The 17,923-nt window shown below is 68.8% G+C and carries 18 protein-coding genes and 1 pseudogene; 9 read left to right on the forward strand and 10 right to left on the reverse strand.

The window, feature by feature from the left end; translation table 11 throughout:
• The first annotated feature begins 8 nt into the window (after positions 1–8).
• A complete protein-coding gene (locus tag AVS7_RS11770) occupies positions 9–1,358 on the forward strand; it encodes a D-amino acid dehydrogenase (protein WP_020228594.1) in 1,350 nt (449 codons plus the stop codon).
• A gap of 33 nt (positions 1,359–1,391) precedes the next feature.
• Here AVS7_RS11770 and AVS7_RS11775 read toward each other — a convergent pair whose 3' ends face one another.
• The gene (locus AVS7_RS11775; protein ID WP_020228595.1) at positions 1,392–2,174 is read right to left on the reverse strand and encodes an alpha/beta fold hydrolase; all 783 of its coding nucleotides are present in this window, start codon (positions 2,172–2,174) and stop codon (positions 1,392–1,394) included.
• A 184-nt stretch (positions 2,175–2,358) separates the two neighbouring features.
• On the opposite strand from AVS7_RS11775, the gene AVS7_RS11780 reads away from it, so the two are divergent.
• Together AVS7_RS11780 and AVS7_RS11785 are read left to right on the forward strand one after the other, a co-directional pair.
• The gene (locus AVS7_RS11780) at positions 2,359–2,844 is read left to right on the forward strand and encodes a flavin reductase family protein (protein WP_369799102.1); all 486 of its coding nucleotides are present in this window, start codon (positions 2,359–2,361) and stop codon (positions 2,842–2,844) included.
• Positions 2,845–2,933: 89 nt separating this feature from the next.
• The gene (locus tag AVS7_RS11785; protein ID WP_020228597.1) at positions 2,934–3,416 is read left to right on the forward strand and encodes a hypothetical protein; all 483 of its coding nucleotides are present in this window, start codon (positions 2,934–2,936) and stop codon (positions 3,414–3,416) included.
• 14 nt (positions 3,417–3,430) lie between these two features.
• On the opposite strand, the gene AVS7_RS11790 is transcribed toward AVS7_RS11785, so the two are convergent.
• The 7 genes and pseudogenes from AVS7_RS11790 to AVS7_RS11820 form a co-directional block, all read right to left on the reverse strand.
• Complete coding sequence (locus AVS7_RS11790; RefSeq protein WP_020228598.1) at positions 3,431–4,249, reverse strand: alpha/beta fold hydrolase; 819 nt, start codon at positions 4,247–4,249, stop codon at positions 3,431–3,433.
• A gap of 62 nt (positions 4,250–4,311) precedes the next feature.
• Entirely contained in the window at positions 4,312–4,575 is a 264-nt protein-coding gene (minE, locus tag AVS7_RS11795; protein WP_020228599.1) for a cell division topological specificity factor MinE, read from the reverse strand.
• 6 nt (positions 4,576–4,581) lie between these two features.
• Positions 4,582–5,397, reverse strand: coding sequence for a septum site-determining protein MinD (gene minD, locus AVS7_RS11800; protein ID WP_020228600.1), 816 nt, complete (start codon positions 5,395–5,397; stop codon positions 4,582–4,584).
• A gap of 28 nt (positions 5,398–5,425) precedes the next feature.
• Positions 5,426–6,181 carry a septum site-determining protein MinC gene (gene minC / locus AVS7_RS11805; protein ID WP_024001443.1) on the reverse strand — a complete coding sequence of 252 codons (756 nt, stop codon included), beginning with the start codon at positions 6,179–6,181 and terminating at the stop codon, positions 5,426–5,428.
• A gap of 94 nt (positions 6,182–6,275) precedes the next feature.
• Positions 6,276–6,899 (reverse strand): CDP-diacylglycerol--serine O-phosphatidyltransferase, encoded by a 624-nt coding sequence (gene pssA, locus AVS7_RS11810; RefSeq protein ID WP_034690770.1) that lies wholly within the window; start codon positions 6,897–6,899, stop codon positions 6,276–6,278.
• A gap of 34 nt (positions 6,900–6,933) precedes the next feature.
• Positions 6,934–7,276, reverse strand: a pseudogene (locus AVS7_RS11815) (enoyl-CoA hydratase-related protein); the annotation flags it as partial.
• Positions 7,277–7,344: 68 nt separating this feature from the next.
• Entirely contained in the window at positions 7,345–8,427 is a 1,083-nt protein-coding gene (locus AVS7_RS11820; protein ID WP_234450011.1) for a tripartite tricarboxylate transporter substrate binding protein, read from the reverse strand.
• A gap of 103 nt (positions 8,428–8,530) precedes the next feature.
• On the opposite strand from AVS7_RS11820, the gene AVS7_RS11825 reads away from it, so the two are divergent.
• From AVS7_RS11825 to AVS7_RS11845, 5 genes are read left to right on the forward strand one after another with little or no spacing between them, the layout of a single operon-like run.
• Positions 8,531–9,331, forward strand: a complete 801-nt coding sequence (locus AVS7_RS11825) for a crotonase/enoyl-CoA hydratase family protein (protein ID WP_024001445.1) — start codon at positions 8,531–8,533, stop codon at positions 9,329–9,331.
• A gap of 9 nt (positions 9,332–9,340) precedes the next feature.
• On the forward strand, positions 9,341–10,483 hold the full coding sequence (locus AVS7_RS11830) for an acyl-CoA dehydrogenase family protein (RefSeq protein WP_020228606.1): 1,143 nt from the start codon (positions 9,341–9,343) through the stop codon (positions 10,481–10,483).
• Positions 10,480–11,571 carry an acyl-CoA dehydrogenase family protein gene (locus AVS7_RS11835; RefSeq protein ID WP_024001446.1) on the forward strand — a complete coding sequence of 364 codons (1,092 nt, stop codon included), beginning with the start codon at positions 10,480–10,482 and terminating at the stop codon, positions 11,569–11,571. The genes AVS7_RS11830 and AVS7_RS11835 overlap by 4 nt, the downstream gene beginning before the upstream one ends.
• An 11-nt stretch (positions 11,572–11,582) precedes the next feature.
• Positions 11,583–12,812, forward strand: a complete 1,230-nt coding sequence (locus tag AVS7_RS11840) for a CaiB/BaiF CoA-transferase family protein (protein ID WP_020228608.1) — start codon at positions 11,583–11,585, stop codon at positions 12,810–12,812.
• A 49-nt stretch (positions 12,813–12,861) separates the two neighbouring features.
• Positions 12,862–13,770, forward strand: a complete 909-nt coding sequence (locus AVS7_RS11845) for a LysR family transcriptional regulator (RefSeq protein ID WP_020228609.1) — start codon at positions 12,862–12,864, stop codon at positions 13,768–13,770.
• A gap of 167 nt (positions 13,771–13,937) precedes the next feature.
• On the opposite strand, the gene AVS7_RS11850 is transcribed toward AVS7_RS11845, so the two are convergent.
• Positions 13,938–16,115 (reverse strand): acetoacetate--CoA ligase, encoded by a 2,178-nt coding sequence (locus AVS7_RS11850; protein ID WP_020228610.1) that lies wholly within the window; start codon positions 16,113–16,115, stop codon positions 13,938–13,940.
• A gap of 127 nt (positions 16,116–16,242) precedes the next feature.
• Positions 16,243–16,482, reverse strand: a complete 240-nt coding sequence (locus AVS7_RS11855; protein ID WP_012655189.1) for a DUF6139 family protein — start codon at positions 16,480–16,482, stop codon at positions 16,243–16,245.
• Between the two features lie 172 nt (positions 16,483–16,654).
• Here AVS7_RS11855 and ubiM point away from each other — a divergent pair, with 172 nt between their 5' ends.
• Positions 16,655–17,920 (forward strand): 5-demethoxyubiquinol-8 5-hydroxylase UbiM, encoded by a 1,266-nt coding sequence (ubiM, locus tag AVS7_RS11860; protein WP_024001448.1) that lies wholly within the window; start codon positions 16,655–16,657, stop codon positions 17,918–17,920.
• Positions 17,921–17,923 lie beyond the last annotated feature (3 nt).

Genomic DNA, 17,923 nt, shown 5'->3' on the forward strand with positions numbered 1-17,923 from the left:
TGCGCGCCATGAACACCATCGTCCTGGGCGCCGGCATCATCGGCATTTCCACCGCCTGGCATCTGCGCGAGCGCGGGCATGAAGTCACCGTCATCGACCGCCAGCCCGGCGCGGCGCTGGAGACCAGCTTCGCCAACGCGGCGCAGATCTCGGTGAGCTACTGCGAACCCTGGGCCAACCGCGCGGCGCCGTGGAAGGCGCTCAAGTGGATGTTCGACAAGGAAGCGCCGCTGCTCTTTCGCCCCCGGATGGACTGGGACCAGTGGCGCTGGTGCCTGCGGTTCCTGGCACAGTGCAACGATGCGGCCTTCGCGCGCAACGTGCAGCAGATCGTGGCGCTGGGCGCCTACAGCCACGCCGCGCTCAAGGATCTGGTGCGCGCCACGGGCATCGAGTACCACCGGCTGGAGCGCGGCATCGCCCATTTCTACACCGACCAGAAATCGTTCGACGACGCGGGCCACGCCGTGGAGCTGATGCGCCGCTTCGGCGTGCAGCGGCGCATCGTCAGCCGCGATGAGCTACTCCAGATCGAACCCGCATTCCGCGCCTACGGCGACCGCATCACCGGCGGCACCTACACCAGCACCGACGAGAGCGGCGACGCGCGCGTGTTCACCCAGCAGCTCGCGCAGCGCTGCGCCGAGCGCGGCGTGCGCTTCCTCTACGGCCACGACGTGCTGCGCCTGAACCGCATGGGGGATGCTATCGAATCGGTAGCTGTTCGCGCTCGTGGGACAAGCGCTGGAGGCCAAAAAGACCAGATATTGAAGGCCGACGCCGTCGTCGTCGCCTGCGGCAGCTACAGCGCGCCGCTGCTGCGCACCGTGGGCGTCGACCTGCCCATCTACCCCGGCAAGGGCTACAGCGCCACCTTCCCTCTTCTGAAGCCCGAGGGCGCGCCCATGGTCTCGACCATCGACGACGGCAAGAAGATCGCCATGAGCCGCCTGGGCGACTTCCTGCGCGTGGCGGGCACCATCGAGCTGGGCGGCTGGGACCTGTCGCTGGACAGCCCCCTGGCCCGCGCGCGCTGCCACATGCTGTCGCGCCGCATCGAGCAGATCCTGCCCGGCGTGTGCGACACGCGCACGCCCGAGGAAGGCGGCAACCCGCAGTACTGGACCGGCCTGCGCCCGGCCACGCCCACCAACATCCCCTTCATCGGCCGCACGCGCCTGGGCGGCCTGTGGGTGAACGCGGGCCACGGCACGCTGGGCTGGACGCACGGCGCAGGCTCGGGCAAGGCCATAGCCGAGCTGATCAGCGGCGAGCGGCCGGCGATGGATTTCCGGTTCCTGGGCGAAGGCGCGACCCGCCAGGGCGCCAATCCTCTTTCGATAGCAGCTCGCGCTTGATGGACGGGCGCTAGCGCCCGTTTTGACCCCTCATCAGTGCAGCACGCGCCCCGGCTGGGCCAGGAAGTCCAGCAGCGCGCCCTCGAAGGCCTCGGGGTTCTCGAGCTGCGGCCAATGACCCACGCCGGGCAGCATCACAGCGCGCGCATCGGGCAGCACGTGGGCCAGGGCCAGCAGGGCCTCGGGCGGCGTGCAGCGGTCCAGAGCGCCGCCCACCAGCAGCGTGGGCACATGCAATTGCGCCAGCGCGGACGCACCGCGCGCGAATTCCGGCAGCGCCTGCAGCGCGCGGCGGTAGGTGGCCGGGTGCACGCGGCCCATGGCGTGGTGCACCAGCCGCAGCCCTTCGGGCAGCGCGGCCGGGCCGGCGTCGCGCGGCACGATGCGCTCGGCGATGCGTGCCATGTCCAGCCCTTCGCCCAGCGCTGCCAGGCGCGGCGCCACCCAGGCGGCGGTGGCGGCCGCATCCAGCGCCGGGCCGCCCGCGCAGAGCGCGAGGCGCTGCACGCGCTCGGGCGCGCGCAGCGCCACCTCCAGTGCCAGCATGGCGCCCAGGCCATGGCCCACGAGCGTCACCGAGCCGCACTGCAGCGCGTCGAGCAGCAGCAGGCAGCGCTGGGCCAGGCCCTTGAAGCCATAGGGCTCCACCGGCGCGCTGCGGCCGTAGCCCGGCATGTCCCAGGCCACGGCGCGGTAGCCGGCGCAGGCCAGGGTTTCGAGCTGGGGCGCGAAGCTGAGGTGGTCGCCGTCGGCGTCGTGCAGCAGCACAACGGTGGGGCCGGAGCCCAGAAGGGAAAAGCTGGGAAGAAGAGACATGGAAGCGCCTGGGGCCGTGCGGCCGGGGCCGCTGCAGGCTTGCGCCCGCCAGCCGATAATAGCCCTCCCTTCGCCCGCTCCGGAGCGCGCCGCGCTCCGTGCCTCAGTGAACAGCCTGCCTCCCCGCCCTGACACCGCCCCCCCGACCGCCTTCTCTTCGCGCGAATTTCGCAGCGCGCTGGGCATGTTCGCCACGGGCGTGACCATCGTCACCGCACGCGGCGTGGGCGGTGAGCTGGTGGGCATGACGGCCAATTCGTTCAATTCCGTCTCGCTCGACCCGCCGCTGGTGCTGTGGAGCCTGGCGCACAAGGCCTCGTCGCTGCAGGCGTTCGCCACCGCCACGCACTACGCGATCAACGTGCTGACGGTGGAGCAGCGCGCACTGGCCGAGCGCTTCGCCACGCGCGGCATCGACCGCTGGGCGGGCGTCGCACACCGCGCGGGCCTGCACGGCGCGCCGGTGCTCGAAGGGGCAGCGGCGGTGTTCGAGTGCGCCAACCGCAGCCAGTACGTGGAGGGCGACCACACGATCTTCGTGGGGTTGGTGGAGCGCTGCGCGCACCTGGGCGGTGCGGCGCCGCTGCTCTACCACGGCGGGATGTTCTATACCGAGCACCCGCTGGGCACGCTGTCGGACACGGCAGTGCCCGACATGCCCGCGTCCTAAAAGCCCAGGCTCGCTTCTCCTACAGACAGGGCGGCTGGCGGGCCGCTCAATGGAGGCTTCCCGCAACGTCAACGCACAAGGAGCCTCACATGAACAGCCCCAAGGACACTCTCAATCGCGATCCCCTCACCGGTGCGCCGGGAGCGCATCCCATCGGAACGGGCATCGGCGCCGCCGGCGGCGCGGTCACAGGCGCAGCGGCCGGCGCGCTGGGCGGCCCCATCGGGGCGGCGGCAGGCGCCGTCGTCGGCGCGGTGATCGGCGGGCTGGCCGGCAAGGGCGCGGCCGAGGCGGTCAACCCCACGGTGGAAGAAGCGCACTGGCGCGAGGCCTATGTGCGCGAGCCGTACTACTCCCCGGACTACGCCTATGAGGACTACGCCCCCGCGTACCGTGCGGGCTGGGAAGCCCGTGCGGCCGGCAGCGACTGGGACGCCGCGCGCGCGGAATGGGCCCGCAGGTGGGACGCCGAGCATGCCGAGGGCCGGCTCAAGTGGGAAAAGGCCCAGCCGGCATTCAAGGCCGCCTGGGACCGGGCCAACCGCAGCTACGTCCAGGAAACGGGCTACTGACTCCGAACCCGTAGTTATGGCGCCGCGACGGTGGTCTTGATCCATTCCACCATCGCGTCGTAGGCGGCGCGGGGCGTTTCCAGGTGGCCGCCAGGCACTTCCAGGTAGCGATTGCGGGAGTTGGCGGGCAGCTTGTCTACCAGGTAGGCACGGATACGGCCGAACAGCGGGTCTTTCTCGCCCACGGCCGTGAAGACAGGCAGGCCGGCGGGCAAGCGCGGTGCGGTGACGGACATCTCGGCATCGCCCGCCGGGTCGAAGTACGACTGGAAGTTGGCCGCCGTGGTGATCAAGGGCTGCTGGCGGCCCTGGTTGATATCGATGAAGCGCTCGCGCTCGCCGCCCTTGCCTGCGGCCACCAATTCGCGCGCCTTCACGATGCTGTCATGAACGGCCGACAGGCCCGGCAGGGTGTCGTACAGCAGCGGCACATGTCCGGGCGCCAGCAGCACCAGCGCCTGCACGTCGCCGCCGCGAACCGCATGGCCCATGGCGGCAGGCACGCCCATGCTGTGGCCCATGAGCACGATGCGCGTGGCGCCCTGCCCGCGCAGCGCACGCACGTGGCCCGCGATCTCCTGCATGGCGTGGTCCCAGTTGCCGTCGAGGTAGCGCGTGCGCGACCACGGCATGTCGGGCAGCCGCACCAGCCAGCCCTCGCCCTCGAAGCGGGCCTTGAGCGGCGAGAAGTTCGGGTCGTTCGGGTTGCCCGGGCTCTTGCCGTGCAGCATGAGGATGCCGACGCGCTCTTGCGCCAGGGCGGATAGGGGCATCAGGGCGGCGCACAGGCCCGCCAGGGCGAGCGCGCAGCAGGCGCGGCGTGTCAGGGTCATGTCTGCTCCGGGGTTGGGAGCGCCATTCTTGGCGCCCGGCCCCACCGCCGTCCAGAGGAGTTTTACTTGACCGCCTCGGGCAGCTCGATCTTCACTTCGAGCACTTCCAGGTCGTCCTGGCGCTCGAAGTGCACCTTGAGGTCTTCGGCGTTGATCTTCACGTACTTCGAGATCACCGCCACCAGCTCACGCTGCAGCGCGGGCAGGTAGTCGGGCTGGCCCGCGTTGCGGCCGCTGCGCTCGTGGGCCAGGATGATCTGCAGGCGCTCCTTGGCCACCGTGGCGGTTTTCTTCTTCTCGCCGAGCAGGAAAGACAGCAGGGACATGGCCGCTTACCTCCCGCCGAAGATGCGCTTGAAGAAGCCGGGCTTGACCGCCTCGATGAAGCGCAGGGGCTTGTCCTCGCCCTGGAAGCGCGCCACCACGTCCTTGTAGGCCTCCGACACGTCGGTGCCCGCCAGGTGGATGGCGGGCAGGCCCTGGTTCGAGGCCTGCAGCACGCTTTCGGACTCGGGAATCACGCCGATGAGCTTGATCCGCAGGATGTCCTGGATGTCTTCCAGGCTCAGCATCTGGCCGTCTTCCACGCGGTTGGGGTTGTAGCGCGTGATGAGCAGGTGCTCCTTGACGGGCTCCTTGCCCTCGATGGCCCGCTTGGTCTTGCTGCTGAGCATGCCCAGGATGCGGTCGGAGTCGCGCACCGAGGACACTTCCGGGTTCGTGACCAGCAGCGCCTCGTCGGCGAAGTGCATGGCCATGAGGGCACCGCTCTCGATGCCGGCGGGCGAGTCGCAGACGATGTAGTCGAAGCCCATCTCGGCCAGGTCCTTGAGCACCTTTTCCACGCCCTCCTGCGTCAGCGCGTCCTTGTCGCGCGTCTGGCTGGCGGCCAGGATGAACAGGTTCTCGCACTGCTTGTCCTTGATGAGGGCCTGGTTCAGGTTGGCCTCGCCCTGGATCACGTTGATGAGGTCGTACACCACGCGGCGCTCGCAACCCATGATGAGGTCCAGGTTGCGCAAGCCGACGTCGAAATCGATCACAGCAGTCTTGTGGCCGGCGAGCGCCAGGCCCGATGCGAAGGCGGCACTGGTGGTGGTCTTGCCCACGCCTCCCTTGCCGGAGGTCACGACGACGATTTTGGCCATGTGTGCGGTTTCCTTGCGTTGGTTCTTTTCAAAGCGGTTCGATGAGCAGCTTCTCGCCTTCCAGGCGCACCTGCGCGGGCTTGCCGCGCACGTTGTCGGGCAGTTCGGTCTCGGTGGTGCGGTAGATGCCGGCCACGGACACGAGCTGCGGCTCCAGGCAGGTGCTGAAGATGCGGGCGCTGGTGTCACCGCGCGCGCCGGCGATGGCACGGCCGCGCAGCGGCGCGTAGACGTGGATGTTGCCGTCGGCGATCACCTCGGCGCCGAAGCTCACCACGGCCATCACCACCAGGTCCGCGCCGCGCGCATACACCTGCTGGCCGGAGCGCAGCGGCTTGTCCACCAGCACGGTGGCCGGCGCGGGCGCAGCCACCGGCACCTCGCGCACCACCTCCACCTCGCGGATCACCTCGCGCACGGCACCCTCGCGCGGCGGCTGGGCGCGCGCGGGGGCCGCCTCGGGCGCCTCGGCCAAGCCCGCGGCGCGGGCCGCCTCCATCTGCGCGGGACTGCCGCCCCGCACGGCCACGGGCTGCGTGCGGTGCATGCGCAGCGCCTGCACGAGCGCGGTGAAGTCGATGGTGCCACCCTCCTCGCGCACGGCGGTCAGGTCGATCAGGACGGGGTCGTTGTCGAAGAAGTCGGGGTCGTCGGCGGCGCGGCCCGCCAAGTCGGCGGCGGCGGCGGCGGCGTCGGTGGTCTTGAGCATCACGGCCACCACGGGCAACTGGGCGCTCTTGAGGTCTAGATGGGTGCGGGCGTGGCCCGCCGTATCAACGGCCATGAAGCAATGCGGTGGGGAAACGGCGCGGCGCGGCGCCGCTCCTGGAAGCCGCGAAGTGTACAGCGCACCGCACGGGGCACTGCATCAGGACGTGTCAAAGCTTGGGAATGCGGATCCGGCTGATCATCAGCGAGCCCGACAGCGCGAACAGCAGCACCAGCGGATGCAGCGTGAAGCCGCCGATCACCACCTTGCCCAGCCACAGGTGCTCGCGCACCGCGCCCATGGAGGCCGCCAGCGCCAGCAGGCCCACAAGGACGATGGAGGTGGGAATGGGCGTGCCTTCGAAATACTTGACCTTGCCCGACGGCCCCTCCGCCATCGCCTCGGCCGTGATGTTGAAGCGCGCCAGGCGGGACACGCCGCAGGCCACGAAGAAGGCGAGCACGGTGCGGTCGTACAGCCCCTGCATGCCGCAGGCATAGGCGATGATGGCCGGCGCCACGCCGAAGGAGATCACGTCGGCCAGCGAATCCAGCTCACGCCCCATGGCCGAGCTTTTCTGCCGCCAGCGCGCGACGCGGCCATCGAGCACGTCGAACACCAGCGCCGCCAGCACCAGCGCGCAGGCGAAGTACACGTGGCGCACGTCCGCCGTTTCCAGGTAGGTCATGGACGAGAACAGCGCCCCGACGCCGCACACGGCGTTGCCCAGCGTGAACCAGTCTGCGAGGTGGAACTCGCGGATCATCGAGAAGCGTTTGTGGGGTGATGCCATGGGGCGATTATCGAACGCTCCGGCCTCCCGTGTCTCACTGGAAGCGTGGCGCGCGCTTTTCGATGAAGGCGGTGACGGCCTCGCGGTGGTCGGCCGTCTTGTGGGCGATGGCCTGGTAGCCGGCGGACAGCTCCAGCAGCGATTCCAGCGTGGCGAGCTGCCCTTCGCGCAGCAGGCGCTTGGTCATGCGCATCACGGCGCCGGGGTTGGCGGCGATTTTTTCGGCCAGCGCGCGGGCCGTGGGCAGCAACTGGTCGGCGGGCACCACGCGGCTGACCAGGCCCGCAGGCCAGCGCATCCAGCGCATTGATGGCCTCGCCGGTGAAGGCCATTTCGGAGACCTTGGCCATGCCCACGGCGCGCGGCAATAGCCAGGCCGATGTCCGTGCGTACGAAGCAACGGCATATGAGCCGATACCAGCGTAGCGCGACCCATGAGTTCCGTTTATTCCTTGGGCAGCGTTCGCGCGATCGGCTCGTAAGATTTTTGTGCCTGTTCGACTGCCTTGGCCCATTCGGCGCCACCAAGGAAGGACAGGAAAGGCGCATCGTTGCGAGCCGTCTTGACATACTCGGGATCCTTGAGGGCGGCTTCAATGGCTTTCTCGAGCCGGGCGCGAATCGCGGCCGGAACGCCGTTGGGCGCAGCGATGCCACGCTCGGCCGTCATCTCAACCGGAAATCCCATCTCAAACGTGGTCGGCGTGCTGGCGATGCGCTGTACCTTGTCCTTGGCGAACTGGGCCAGCAGACGTACGGGCGTGGCTTCGTTCTCGGGATCCGGCACCTCCGAAGCGGCCAGGAACGCGATGTCGAGCGTGCTGGTCGTGAGGGCGGCCTTCTGCTGCGCCGAGCCGTTGAACGGGATGGAGTTGAACTTCACGCTGGCGGCGTTTTCCAGTTGGGCCATCGCCAAGTGTCCGTTGGTGCCCAGGCCGTTGTGACCGGCCGAATAGGACGACGGAGCGGTTTTCAGCTGGCTCACGACCTGCCGCAGGTCGGTCAGCTTGCTGTCCTTGCGCGTCACCATGATCGTGGGGTCGCTGACGAGGCGCGCGACCAGGGTCAGGTCCTTGGTTGTGTACGACGACTTGCGGTACATCGGTACGAAAAAATAGCCCGGCAGATTGACCACCACCAGGGAATAGCCGTCCGGCTTGGCCCGCATCACCGAATTGATGGCGATCTCTCCCGATGCTCCCGGCCGGTTCTGAATGACGAAGGAGGCGTTGTCGCCGAGATGCTTGGCGATGAAGGGCGCCAGGTTGCGCACCATCACATCGGTGGTACCGCCGGCGGCAAACCCGACGGTGATGCTGATCGGTGCGTCCGAGGGCCAGGCGGCGTGCGCCGGCGCGGCCGCGAGGCCGGCCAGAAGGGCCGCGGCGGCCGCGAGGATCGAGCGATGGATGGGAGTGCTGAACATCACGATGTCTCCGAAGTTGTCATAGGAGCGCCGAATCTTGAATCGATCCAAAAAGTAGCGAAAGCGATATTTATTCAATAGAAGACAGTCGTTTTGGGACACTGATGGTTATTCAAAAAACGACTTTTAAAGTATTCATAAATATCACTTTTCAGACTGATTCAGGCTTCCTACACTGCGCCCCATAAGACAACAAGGAGCGTCAATGAGCGGATTTCTGAGCATCGACAGGATGGACGGGGTAGTGGTGGCCACCATGAATCGGCCCGACGAGCGCAACGCGCTGACCGAGGAGCACCAGATGCTCGAATTCGTCGAGCTGTGCGCGCAGATTCGGCGCGATCCGGGCGTGACGGCACTGGTGCTGACCGGCGCGGGCTCGGCCTTTTCCGCCGGCGGCAATCTCAAGAACATGCGGGACAAGAAGGGCTTTTCCGCCGGCTCTCCCGCCGACATCCGCGACGCCTACCGCAACGGCATCCAGCAGATCCCGCTGGCGCTGTACGAAGTGGACGTGCCGACCATCGCCGCGGTGAACGGCCCGGCCATCGGCGCCGGTCTGGACCTGGCGTGCATGTGCGACATTCGCCTCGCGTCCGAGCGAGCCACCTTCGCCAGCAGTTTCGTCAAGCTGGGCATCGTGCCGGGCGACGGCGGGGCCTGGCTGCTGGCGCGCACCATCGGCCAGCCGAAGGCGATGGAAATGATGCTGACCGGCGACACCTTCGACGCCGCCCGTGCGCTGGCGCTGGGGCTGGTCTCGCGCGTGATCCCACCGGAGGAACTGATGCCGCAGGCGCTCGATCTGGCGGCGCGTATCAGCGCCAATCCGTCGCGCACGGTGCGCCTCACCAAGCGGCTGCTGCGCGAGAGTGACTCCGTGTCGCTGGCTTCTTCGCTGGAGATGGCGGCGGCCTACCAGGCGCTGGCGCACTACACCTCGGACCACGACGAAGCGGTACGGGCGTTCCTGGAAAAGCGCAAGCCCATGTTCACGGGCCGTTGAGGAGAGGCGATGTTCGAGTTCAATCAACCGCCGGACCTCTCGGTCTGCGAGCCCACGCGGCAGCGGGTGCGGGCATTTCTCGCCGCCGAGGTGGAGCGGGGCAGCTTCAAGCCCTGGGAAGTGACGTGGACCACCTTCGACCGCGGCTTCAGCCGCCGTGCCGGGATCGCGGGTCTGATCGGCATGACCTGGCCGCGCGCCTATGGCGGGCAGGAAGCCACGGCGCTGGAGCGCTATGTGGTGGTGGAGGAGATGCTGGCCGCTGGTGCGCCTTGCGGCGCGCACTGGATCGCCGACCGGCAGTCCGGCCCGCAGATTCTCCGGCATGGGTCGGAGCGCGCCAAACAGGACATCCTTCCACGCATCGCACGCGGCGAGTGCGCCTTCGGCATCGGCATGAGCGAGCCCGACTCGGGCTCCGACCTGGCCGCGGTGCGCACCAGGGCTACCCGGGTCGAGGGGGGCTGGCGCATCAATGGCACCAAGGTGTGGACGACCAATGCCCACCAGGTGGATTACCTCATCACCCTGGTGCGCACAGCCGAGCCGGGCGCCGGCAAGCACGAGGGGCTGACGCAGATGATCACGGCCACCGGCCAGCCCGGCATCACCGTGCGGCCGATCCGGGACCTGTCGGGGCACCACGAATTCAACGAGGTGCACTTCGAGGACTACTTCGTTCCTGACGACATGCTGATCGGCGAGCCCGGTTCCGGCTGGCGCATGGTGACCGCCGAGCTGGCCTACGAACGCAGCGGCCCGGACCGGTTCCTGAGCGCGTGGCAACTGCTGGCCGCCCTGGTGGATGCCGTCGGCCACGGGCCCGACGCACAGCAGGCCGTACAGATCGGGCGCCTGGTGGCGCACGCAGCGACGCTGCGGCGCATGTCCACCGGCATCGCCGGCCTGCTGGAGCGGGGCGCAAACCCCCAGGTGGAAGCAGCGCTGGTGAAGCACGTAGGCACGGGCTTCGAGCGCGAGATTCCAGAAATCGCCCGCTTGCTGGTGGAGGCCGGCCAGCAGGGCGAGGCCGGGCAGCGTTTCGCCGACGCGCTGCGGCACGTGACGCTGGCCGCGCCCAGCTTCACCCTGCGCGGTGGCACGCGCGAAATTCTGCGTGGCGTGATCGCGCGAGGGATGGGGCTGCGATGAGCGAACGAGACGAACTCACGGCGATGGTGAACGAGCAGGCGGAGCGGCAGTTCCGCGAGCTCCTGACGCCCGAGGCCATGGAGCAGGCCAGCACCGGCCAATGGCTGCCGACCCTGTGGCAGCAAATGGAGGACGCCGGCTGGCCGTCGGCACTGGTCGCGGAGGGGCAGGGCGGCGTCGGCCTGCCTTCGAGCGCCGCGTTCGACGTCGTCCGCCTGAGCGGGCATTGGGGCGTTCCGCTGCCGCTGGCCGAAACCATGGCGGGTCGCGGACTCTGGACGGCGGTCGGGGGCGATCCGGACTTGGTGGCGGATCGGCCGGTGCTCCTGGGTGTAGGCGCGCAGGCGCATGCGCCTGCGCTGCGGCTCGATGGCGAGTCCTCCCTGTCTGGCGAGACAGGTTCCGTGACTTTCGGCGACGCGCCTGGCGCCCTGCTGCTGGTGCAGGCCCATATGCGCGACGATGCCCATGCGCTCGTGCTGCTGGACGTGCAGAAGCTCGCGCCGCGTTCGGTGCGCGCCCTGTCGTTCGAGGCGCAATGCGCATTCAGCCTGGGCAGCGTTCTGGTCCCGACAGACTATTGCCAGCCATGGGACGTGCGCGATCCGCGCGCGCTTCAGGCCGTGGGTGCCGTGCTGCGATCGGTGCAGATGGTGGGTGCCATGCAGCGCTGCCTGGCGCTGGGGCTGCAATACGCGCAGGAGCGGGAGCAGTTCGGCCGGCCGATCTCGCGCTTCACGCCCGTGCAGGACATGTTGGTGGAAGCCGCAGCGGAAGTCTCCGCCGCCGTCAATGCCGCCAGCCTGGCGGTGGACCATTGGCGGTCGGCGCCGACGCCCGAAGGCGTGTTCGCCGCCGCCGTGGCCAAGTCCCGCTGCGGCGAGGCTGCCGGCAAGGTGGCCGCATTCATCCACCAAGTGCACGGCGCCATGGGGTTCACGCAGGAGCATGTGCTGCACCAGTTCACGCGCCGCCTCTGGGCCTGGCGCGACGAATTCGGCACGGAGGCGTATTGGAACCACCAGATCGGCACGCGCGTCTGCGCAGCCGACGGGCACAGCCTGTGGCCCATGCTCACGGCCCTTTGACATCCGACCCCATGAAGACCGACCCTTCCTCCTTCAAGAACGGCCCCTTGCAGGGCGTGCGCATCATCGACGCGACCACGGTCGTCCTCGGGCCCTACGCGACCCGCATCCTGGCAGACATGGGCGCCGAGGTGATCAAGATCGAAACCTCGTCGGGCGACCAGACCCGCCACTACAAGCCGCTGCGCCACGAAGGCATGGCGGGCTACTTCATCAATCTGAACCGCAACAAGCGCAGCGTCTCGCTGGACCTGAAGTCCCCCGAGGGCATGGAGGTGCTCAAGCGCCTGCTGAAGGGCGCCAACGCCTTCATCCACAACATGCGGCAGCAGGCGGCGGACCGCCTGGGCCTGGGCTACGAAGCGGTGCGCGCCGTCAAACCCGACATCGTGTACTGCTCCGCGGTGGGTTTCGGCTCGGCGGGCCCGTACTCGGGCCGGGCGGCGTACGACGACGTCATCCAGGCCGGCTCCGGCATTGCCGGGCTGTTCGCCCAGGTCCACGGCCAGCCCATGTTCGCGCCCACCGTGCTGTGCGACAAGATCACCGGCCACACGGTGGCCTACGCGGTGGTCGCAGCATTGCTGCAACAGGCCAAGGGCGGCGGTGGCCAGGCGGTCGAGGTGCCGATGCTGGAAACCTCGGCGGAGTTCGCGCTGGTCGAGCACCTGCACGCCGCCACCTTCGAGCCGCCGCTTGGGGAGATCGGTTTCAAGCGCGTCATGAGCAAGTTTCGCAAGCCCTACCGCACGCGCGACGGCTTCATGTGTATCCTGCCGTATTCCGACAGCAACTGGACCGATTTCTTCCGCTTCACCGGGCGCACCGAACTGCTGGACGACGAGCGCTTCCGCGTGCTGGCGGACCGGGTGCAGCACATCGACGAACTCTATGCCGTGATCGAGAAAGAAGCGCCGCGCTTCACCAACGCCGAGTGGGAGGCTTTCTGCAACCGGGTGAGCATCCCCTGCATGCCCGTGCGCGACCTGGAGGGCGTCCTGCAAGACGAGCATTTGCAGGCGGTAGGCATGTTCCAGCCCGCCACGCACCCGACCGAAGGCGACTACCGAGTGGTGCGCAGTCCTGTGCAGTTCGCCGAGCCGTTCCGGCTGCGCCACCACGCGCCGCGATTGGGGCAGGATACGATCAACGTGATGCGGGATGCGGGTTACTCGGACGCCGAGATCGACAGCCTCGTGGCCAAAGGAGCCGTGCTCGCGGCGCCGCCGGTGGCCGAATGAATGGCCGGGCCTGCCCCGCCATTGGAGCTGTAGCGCGAGGCCACCCCACATGACACTGAAGCAGTTGGAAGCGTTCTACTGGGCGGCGAAGCTGGGCACCTTCGCCATCGCTGCACAACGCCTGCACGTGACACAGTCCTCGCTGTCCAAGCGCATCGCCGAGCTGGAGTCAGATCTCGGCCAGCAGCTGTTCGACCGCACGGCGCGGCGCGCCATGCTCACGGCGGCCGGGGAAAAACTGCTGGACAAGGCGGCGGCCATGCTCGATCTGGAGCGCGACATCCGCGCCGACTCGGGCCCATCCCGCGACGAATTGCAGGGCGCTTGCCGCGTCGGCATCACCGAGCTGACCGCGACCACGTGGTTCCCGTCCCTGGTGGCGCGGGTGGAGCGCGACTTCCCTCTGCTGACGCTGGAGCCGCAGGTGGGTTTGTCACGCCTGATCGAGAACGACGTGGTTCGGGGCGAGCTCGACGTGGCGATCCTCGCGGGCGCGGTGAATCGGCCGGAACTGCGCGGCCGGGCCGTGGCCGACATCGAGTTCATCTGGACCAGCGCGCCCGTGCGGCTGCCGCGCCGCACCGTGCTGCAGGCCGAGCATTTCGAGGCGCATCCGGTCATCAACAATCCCCACGACTCCGGCCTGTCCGTGGCTTTCGAGAGCTGGGCCAACACCCACCGCATCCGCATCGGCAAGACGATCCAGTGCAACAGCCGTGCAGCGATCATCGCACTGACCATCGCCGGTGTCGGCATCAGCTTTCAGCCGCGCCGCTACGTGCAGCCGCTGCTGGAGCGCGGCTTGCTGGTGCCGCTGGAGAGCGCCGCACCACTGCCACGCCAACCCTACAACCTCGTCTGGCGCGCGGACGACGACCGGCGCATCGTCGAAGCCATCGTGGCCCTGGTGCAGGAAGAGGCGGATTTCGACGCCGACAACCTGTTTTGGGGCAATTGAAGATGCTGTCGCGATCCAATCGATAGCTATAGCTGTCTGCTATGGGCGATCGCGAATGGGATCCACATGCCAGCCATCAGCAGCAGGGGCAGCGCGAAATCGCCAGCGGCCGTGAGGCGACACAAACACTCTGAAACGCTCGCCAGACGTGCACAAGCAGCCCCCATTCACGAAGCATCAGCCTGCCGCCGCGCCGCGAATTCCACATACCAGGGCAGGCAGCCAGGGTTCGCCATCGCGTCCCGATTGACCACCTTGTCGATCGGCTGGCCCAGCAGCAGCTTCTTGATGGGCAGCTCCTGCTTCTTGCCGCTCAAGGTGCGCGGCACCTCGGCGACCTGGATGATCTCGTCGGGCACGAAGCGCGGGCTCAAGGAGCTGCGGATGGCCGCGTTGATGCGCTCGCGCAGCGCGTCATCCAGCGTGGCGCCGCTGCGCAGCACGACGAACAGCGGCATGTAGCTCGCGCGGCCCAGGTATTCCAGGTCCACGACCAGGCTGTCAAGCACCTCGGGCAGGGCCTCGACGGCGCTGTAGATCTCGCTCGTGCCCATGCGCAACCCGTGACGATTGATGGTGGCGTCGCTGCGGCCGTAGATCACGCAGCCGGGGTGGGCGCTGGAGCCGATCTCGATCCAGTCGCCGTGGCGCCAGACGGCCCCGGCCTCGGGCCCCAGATCCCCGCCGCCGGGCCTGCGGCCATGGCCGGGCGGGTACATCTCGAAGTAGCTGGCGCGGTAGCGCGCGCCATCGGCATCGCCCCACAGGAACAAGGGCATGGACGGGATGGGCTGGGTGCACACCAGCTCGCCCACGGCGTCCAGCACCGGGCGGCCCTGCTCGTCCCAGGCCTCGACGGCCGCGCCCAGCATGCGGCACTGCATGCGCCCGGGCGTTTGCGGCAGCTCGCGATTGCCGCCGATGAAGGCGCCCGCGAAGTCGGTGCCGCCGGAGATGTTGCACCACCAGATATCGCCCCCACGCTTTGCCGCTGCGTGGGGATCGCTGCCCCCTGGGGAAGCCGCGCCTTGCTTGGAGCGGCCCGGCGCTGCGGCGACAGCGGCCCCGGCGGACACCTGTCGAAAGAAGTCGGTGCCCCACTGCTGCACCTCGGCGGACAGCGGCGAGCCAGTGCTGCCCAGCACACGGATCGCCGACAGATCGCCGCAGGCCGCAGGGGTGATCCCGGCCTTCATGCAGTGGCCGTAGAACGCGGCGCCAGCGCCGAAGAAGGTCACGCGCTCCTCGGCTGCCATGCGCCACAGCACTGTCCAGTCGGGCCGCTCCTTGCTGCCGCCGGGGTTGCCGTCGTACAGCACGCAGGTGGTGCCGCCCAGCAGGCCGCCGACCTGGGCGTTCCACATGATCCAGCCGGTGGAGCTGTACCAGTGGTAGCGCTCGCCCAGGGAGTTGGGCGCGTAGCTGCAGCCGATGTCGTTGTGCAGCACCGCCAGCTGCAGCATCACCAGCATCATGCCGCCATGGCCGTGCACGATGGGCTTGGGCAGGCCGGTGGTGCCGCTGGAATAGACGATCCACAGCGGGTGGTCGAACGGCAGCCACGCCGGTTCAAAGGCCGCAGTCTCTGCATCATTTCGGGCGATGACGCTTGCGTAGCAAGCGGTATCAGCTACTGTTTTTGAAGCATCCAGGTTGTTCACCAGCACCACGTGGCGCAGCGTGGGCAGTTGCGCGCGCAGCTCCGCCAGCACGTCGCAACGGTCGTGGTCGCGCCCCCCATAGGTGACGCCATCCACGGCCAACAGCACCGTCGGTGCGATCTGGCGGAAGCGGTCCAGCACCGCGTGCGTGCCCATGTCGGGCGCGCACAGGCTCCACACCGCGCCGATGCTGGCGCAGGCCAGGAAGGCGACGATGGTCTCGGGGATGTTGGGCAGGTAGGCTGCCACGCGATCGCCGGGCCGTACGCCTTGGGCCCTCATGTGCAGCGCCAGCGCCGCCACCTGCCGGCGCAGCGCGTGCCAGGACAGCTCGCGGCGCTCGCCGCGTTCGTTGCGGCCGATGAGGGCCGGCTGGCCCGCGGCCTGTGCGGCGTTCACATGGCGCAGCACCTGGCGCGCGTAGTTCACCTGCGCGCCGGGAAACCACTGCGCGCCGGGCATCACGTTCTTTGCGAGTACCGCGCGGTGCGGCGTGGGCGACTGCAGGTCGAAGTAGTCCCAGATGCTCTGCCAGAAGGCGTCCAGATCGGTGGTGGACCAGCGCCATAGCGCGTCGTAATCGTCAAAGCGCAGGCCGTGCTGCGCCAGCAGCCAATCCTGGTAGCGGCGTATCTGGGGCGTGTAAGGCGGGTGTGTTGGGGGGATGTTGTGGTTTGTCTCCATACGCACAGCCTAGCGCGGTCGCGGTCGCCGTGCGCGCCACGCATGTGACAACTTGCCGGCCGCACCTCGCCGGCCGCACCTCGCCGGCCGCACCTCGCCGGTCGCACCTGGCCGGCTGCACCTGGCCTCAGCGCCGCGGCTGCTCCGTCACGCTGGTGATGGCATAGCCCTTGTCGCGCAGCTGCCGTCCGGGCTCGGGAATACCAAGGTCGTTCCAGTGCGCCTGGGTTTCGTCCCGTTCCACGGCGCGGTGCTCGCAGTTCCAATCGGTATTGATGGCCTCCTGCGGTATGGGCTTGCCCTCGGGCACGGCCAGATGGGAATAACGCCCCTCGGCTTCGGATCGGCGGTAGATGTCCACGCGCATGTCGGGTCCTTTGCTTGCTGGTTGCAGGGTTCTCCACTGTAGTGAGACCATCGCCCGCCCGGCGTAGGAAGCGGCCGCATGGCCGCCGTGCTTGACGCAAGGCAAGATCGCCGCTTTCTGCCCTGCCGACAATTGCCCGCTGTTGCCACTGCCGGCGGCCTGTTTCTGAATCATGACAACACAAGACGTTTCCTCTCAGCGCAGCGACGTGCTCGTCGTGGGTGCGGGGCCTGCCGGGCTGTCGCTGGCGGCCTCGCTGGCCCAGGCCGGCATGCAGGTCACGGTGCTGGAGCAGCAACCCGCCTCCACGCTGGCCACGCCCCCGGCCGACGGGCGCGAGATTGCACTCACCCACCCCAGCGTGGCGACGCTGCAGCGCATCGGCAGCTGGCAGCGCCTGGCCGCGCACGAGGTCGGCTTGCTGCGCGAGGCGCAGGTGCACGACGGCCCCGTGGGCCAGCGCGGGGCCATGCAGCTGCACGCAGGCGGCAGCGGCGTCCAGCATCTGGGCTGGATCGTGCCCAACCATGCGCTGCGCCGCACGGCCTACGAAGTGGCCGCGCACACGCCCGGCGTACGACTGGTCACCGAGGCACGCGTCACGCGCGTGGCCGTCACGCCCGCGCATGCCGAGCTGGAATACACCGACACCCGCAACCTCGACGCAGCGCCACTGCGTCTGCAGGCCCCGCTGCTGGTGGCTGCCGACAGCCGCTTTTCCGCCACGCGGCGCCAGTTGGGCATTGGCGCGGCCATGCACGACTTCGGCCGCACGGTCATCGTCTGCCGCCTGCGCCATGAGCTGCCCCACCACGAGGTCGCGCACGAGTGCTTCGGCTACGAGCAGACGCTGGCGATCCTGCCGCTGCCGGGCGACCTGGTCGATGGCGCGCCGATGTGCTCGGCCGTGGTCACCACCGGCGCGGCGCATGCGCAGGAGCTGCTGGCACTGCCCCCTGAGGCATTCGCCGCACGCGTACAAGCCCAGTTCAAGGACCGCCTGGGCGCCATGCGGCTGGTGGGCGAGCGCCACGCCTACCCGCTGGTCGCCGTGTATGCGCACCGCTTCGCCGCCGCGCGCTGCGCGCTGCTGGGTGACGCGGCCGTCGGCATGCACCCGGTGACGGCGCACGGGTTCAACCTGGGGCTGGCGGGTGTGGACAGCCTCACGCGCACTCTCACCCAGGCACGCGAGCGCGGCGCGGACATCGGCGCCGCCAGCGTGCTGGAGGGTTACGCACGCGGCCATCACCGCCACGCCTGGCCGCTGTACCAGGGCACGAATGCCATCGTGCGCCTGTACACCGACGACCGGCCGCTGCCCCGCCTGCTGCGCCAGGTGGTGCTGGCGGGCGCCAACCGGCTGCCGCCCCTCAAGGGCGCCATCGTGAGCCAGCTCACAGGCCGGCGCCCCGCCTGGCCCAGCGCCGCACCTTAGCGC

Source organism: Acidovorax sp. MR-S7 (assembly GCF_000400995.2).
GTDB lineage: Bacteria > Pseudomonadota > Gammaproteobacteria > Burkholderiales > Burkholderiaceae_C > MR-S7.

Bases quoted from the DNA above. Each gene is read 5' to 3' on its own strand.
- minE (WP_020228599.1), bottom strand. From the start codon at position 4,575: ATGTCCCTGCTGTCTTTCCTGCTCGGCGAGAAGAAGAAAACCGCCACG.
- AVS7_RS11840 (WP_020228608.1), top strand. From the start codon at position 11,583: ATGAAGACCGACCCTTCCTCCTTCAAGAACGGCCCCTTGCAGGGCGTG.
- minD (WP_020228600.1), bottom strand. From the start codon at position 5,397: ATGGCCAAAATCGTCGTCGTGACCTCCGGCAAGGGAGGCGTGGGCAAG.
- AVS7_RS11850 (WP_020228610.1), bottom strand. From the start codon at position 16,115: ATGGAGACAAACCACAACATCCCCCCAACACACCCGCCTTACACGCCC.
- pssA (WP_034690770.1), bottom strand. From the start codon at position 6,899: ATGGCATCACCCCACAAACGCTTCTCGATGATCCGCGAGTTCCACCTC.
- AVS7_RS11770 (WP_020228594.1), top strand. From the start codon at position 9: ATGAACACCATCGTCCTGGGCGCCGGCATCATCGGCATTTCCACCGCC.
- AVS7_RS11830 (WP_020228606.1), top strand. From the start codon at position 9,341: ATGTTCGAGTTCAATCAACCGCCGGACCTCTCGGTCTGCGAGCCCACG.
- minC (WP_024001443.1), bottom strand. From the start codon at position 6,181: ATGGCCGTTGATACGGCGGGCCACGCCCGCACCCATCTAGACCTCAAG.
- AVS7_RS11790 (WP_020228598.1), bottom strand. From the start codon at position 4,249: ATGACCCTGACACGCCGCGCCTGCTGCGCGCTCGCCCTGGCGGGCCTG.
- AVS7_RS11855 (WP_012655189.1), bottom strand. From the start codon at position 16,482: ATGCGCGTGGACATCTACCGCCGATCCGAAGCCGAGGGGCGTTATTCC.
- AVS7_RS11780 (WP_369799102.1), top strand. From the start codon at position 2,359: ATGTTCGCCACGGGCGTGACCATCGTCACCGCACGCGGCGTGGGCGGT.
- AVS7_RS11785 (WP_020228597.1), top strand. From the start codon at position 2,934: ATGAACAGCCCCAAGGACACTCTCAATCGCGATCCCCTCACCGGTGCG.
- AVS7_RS11845 (WP_020228609.1), top strand. From the start codon at position 12,862: ATGACACTGAAGCAGTTGGAAGCGTTCTACTGGGCGGCGAAGCTGGGC.
- AVS7_RS11825 (WP_024001445.1), top strand. From the start codon at position 8,531: ATGAGCGGATTTCTGAGCATCGACAGGATGGACGGGGTAGTGGTGGCC.
- AVS7_RS11835 (WP_024001446.1), top strand. From the start codon at position 10,480: ATGAGCGAACGAGACGAACTCACGGCGATGGTGAACGAGCAGGCGGAG.
- ubiM (WP_024001448.1), top strand. From the start codon at position 16,655: ATGACAACACAAGACGTTTCCTCTCAGCGCAGCGACGTGCTCGTCGTG.
- AVS7_RS11775 (WP_020228595.1), bottom strand. From the start codon at position 2,174: ATGTCTCTTCTTCCCAGCTTTTCCCTTCTGGGCTCCGGCCCCACCGTT.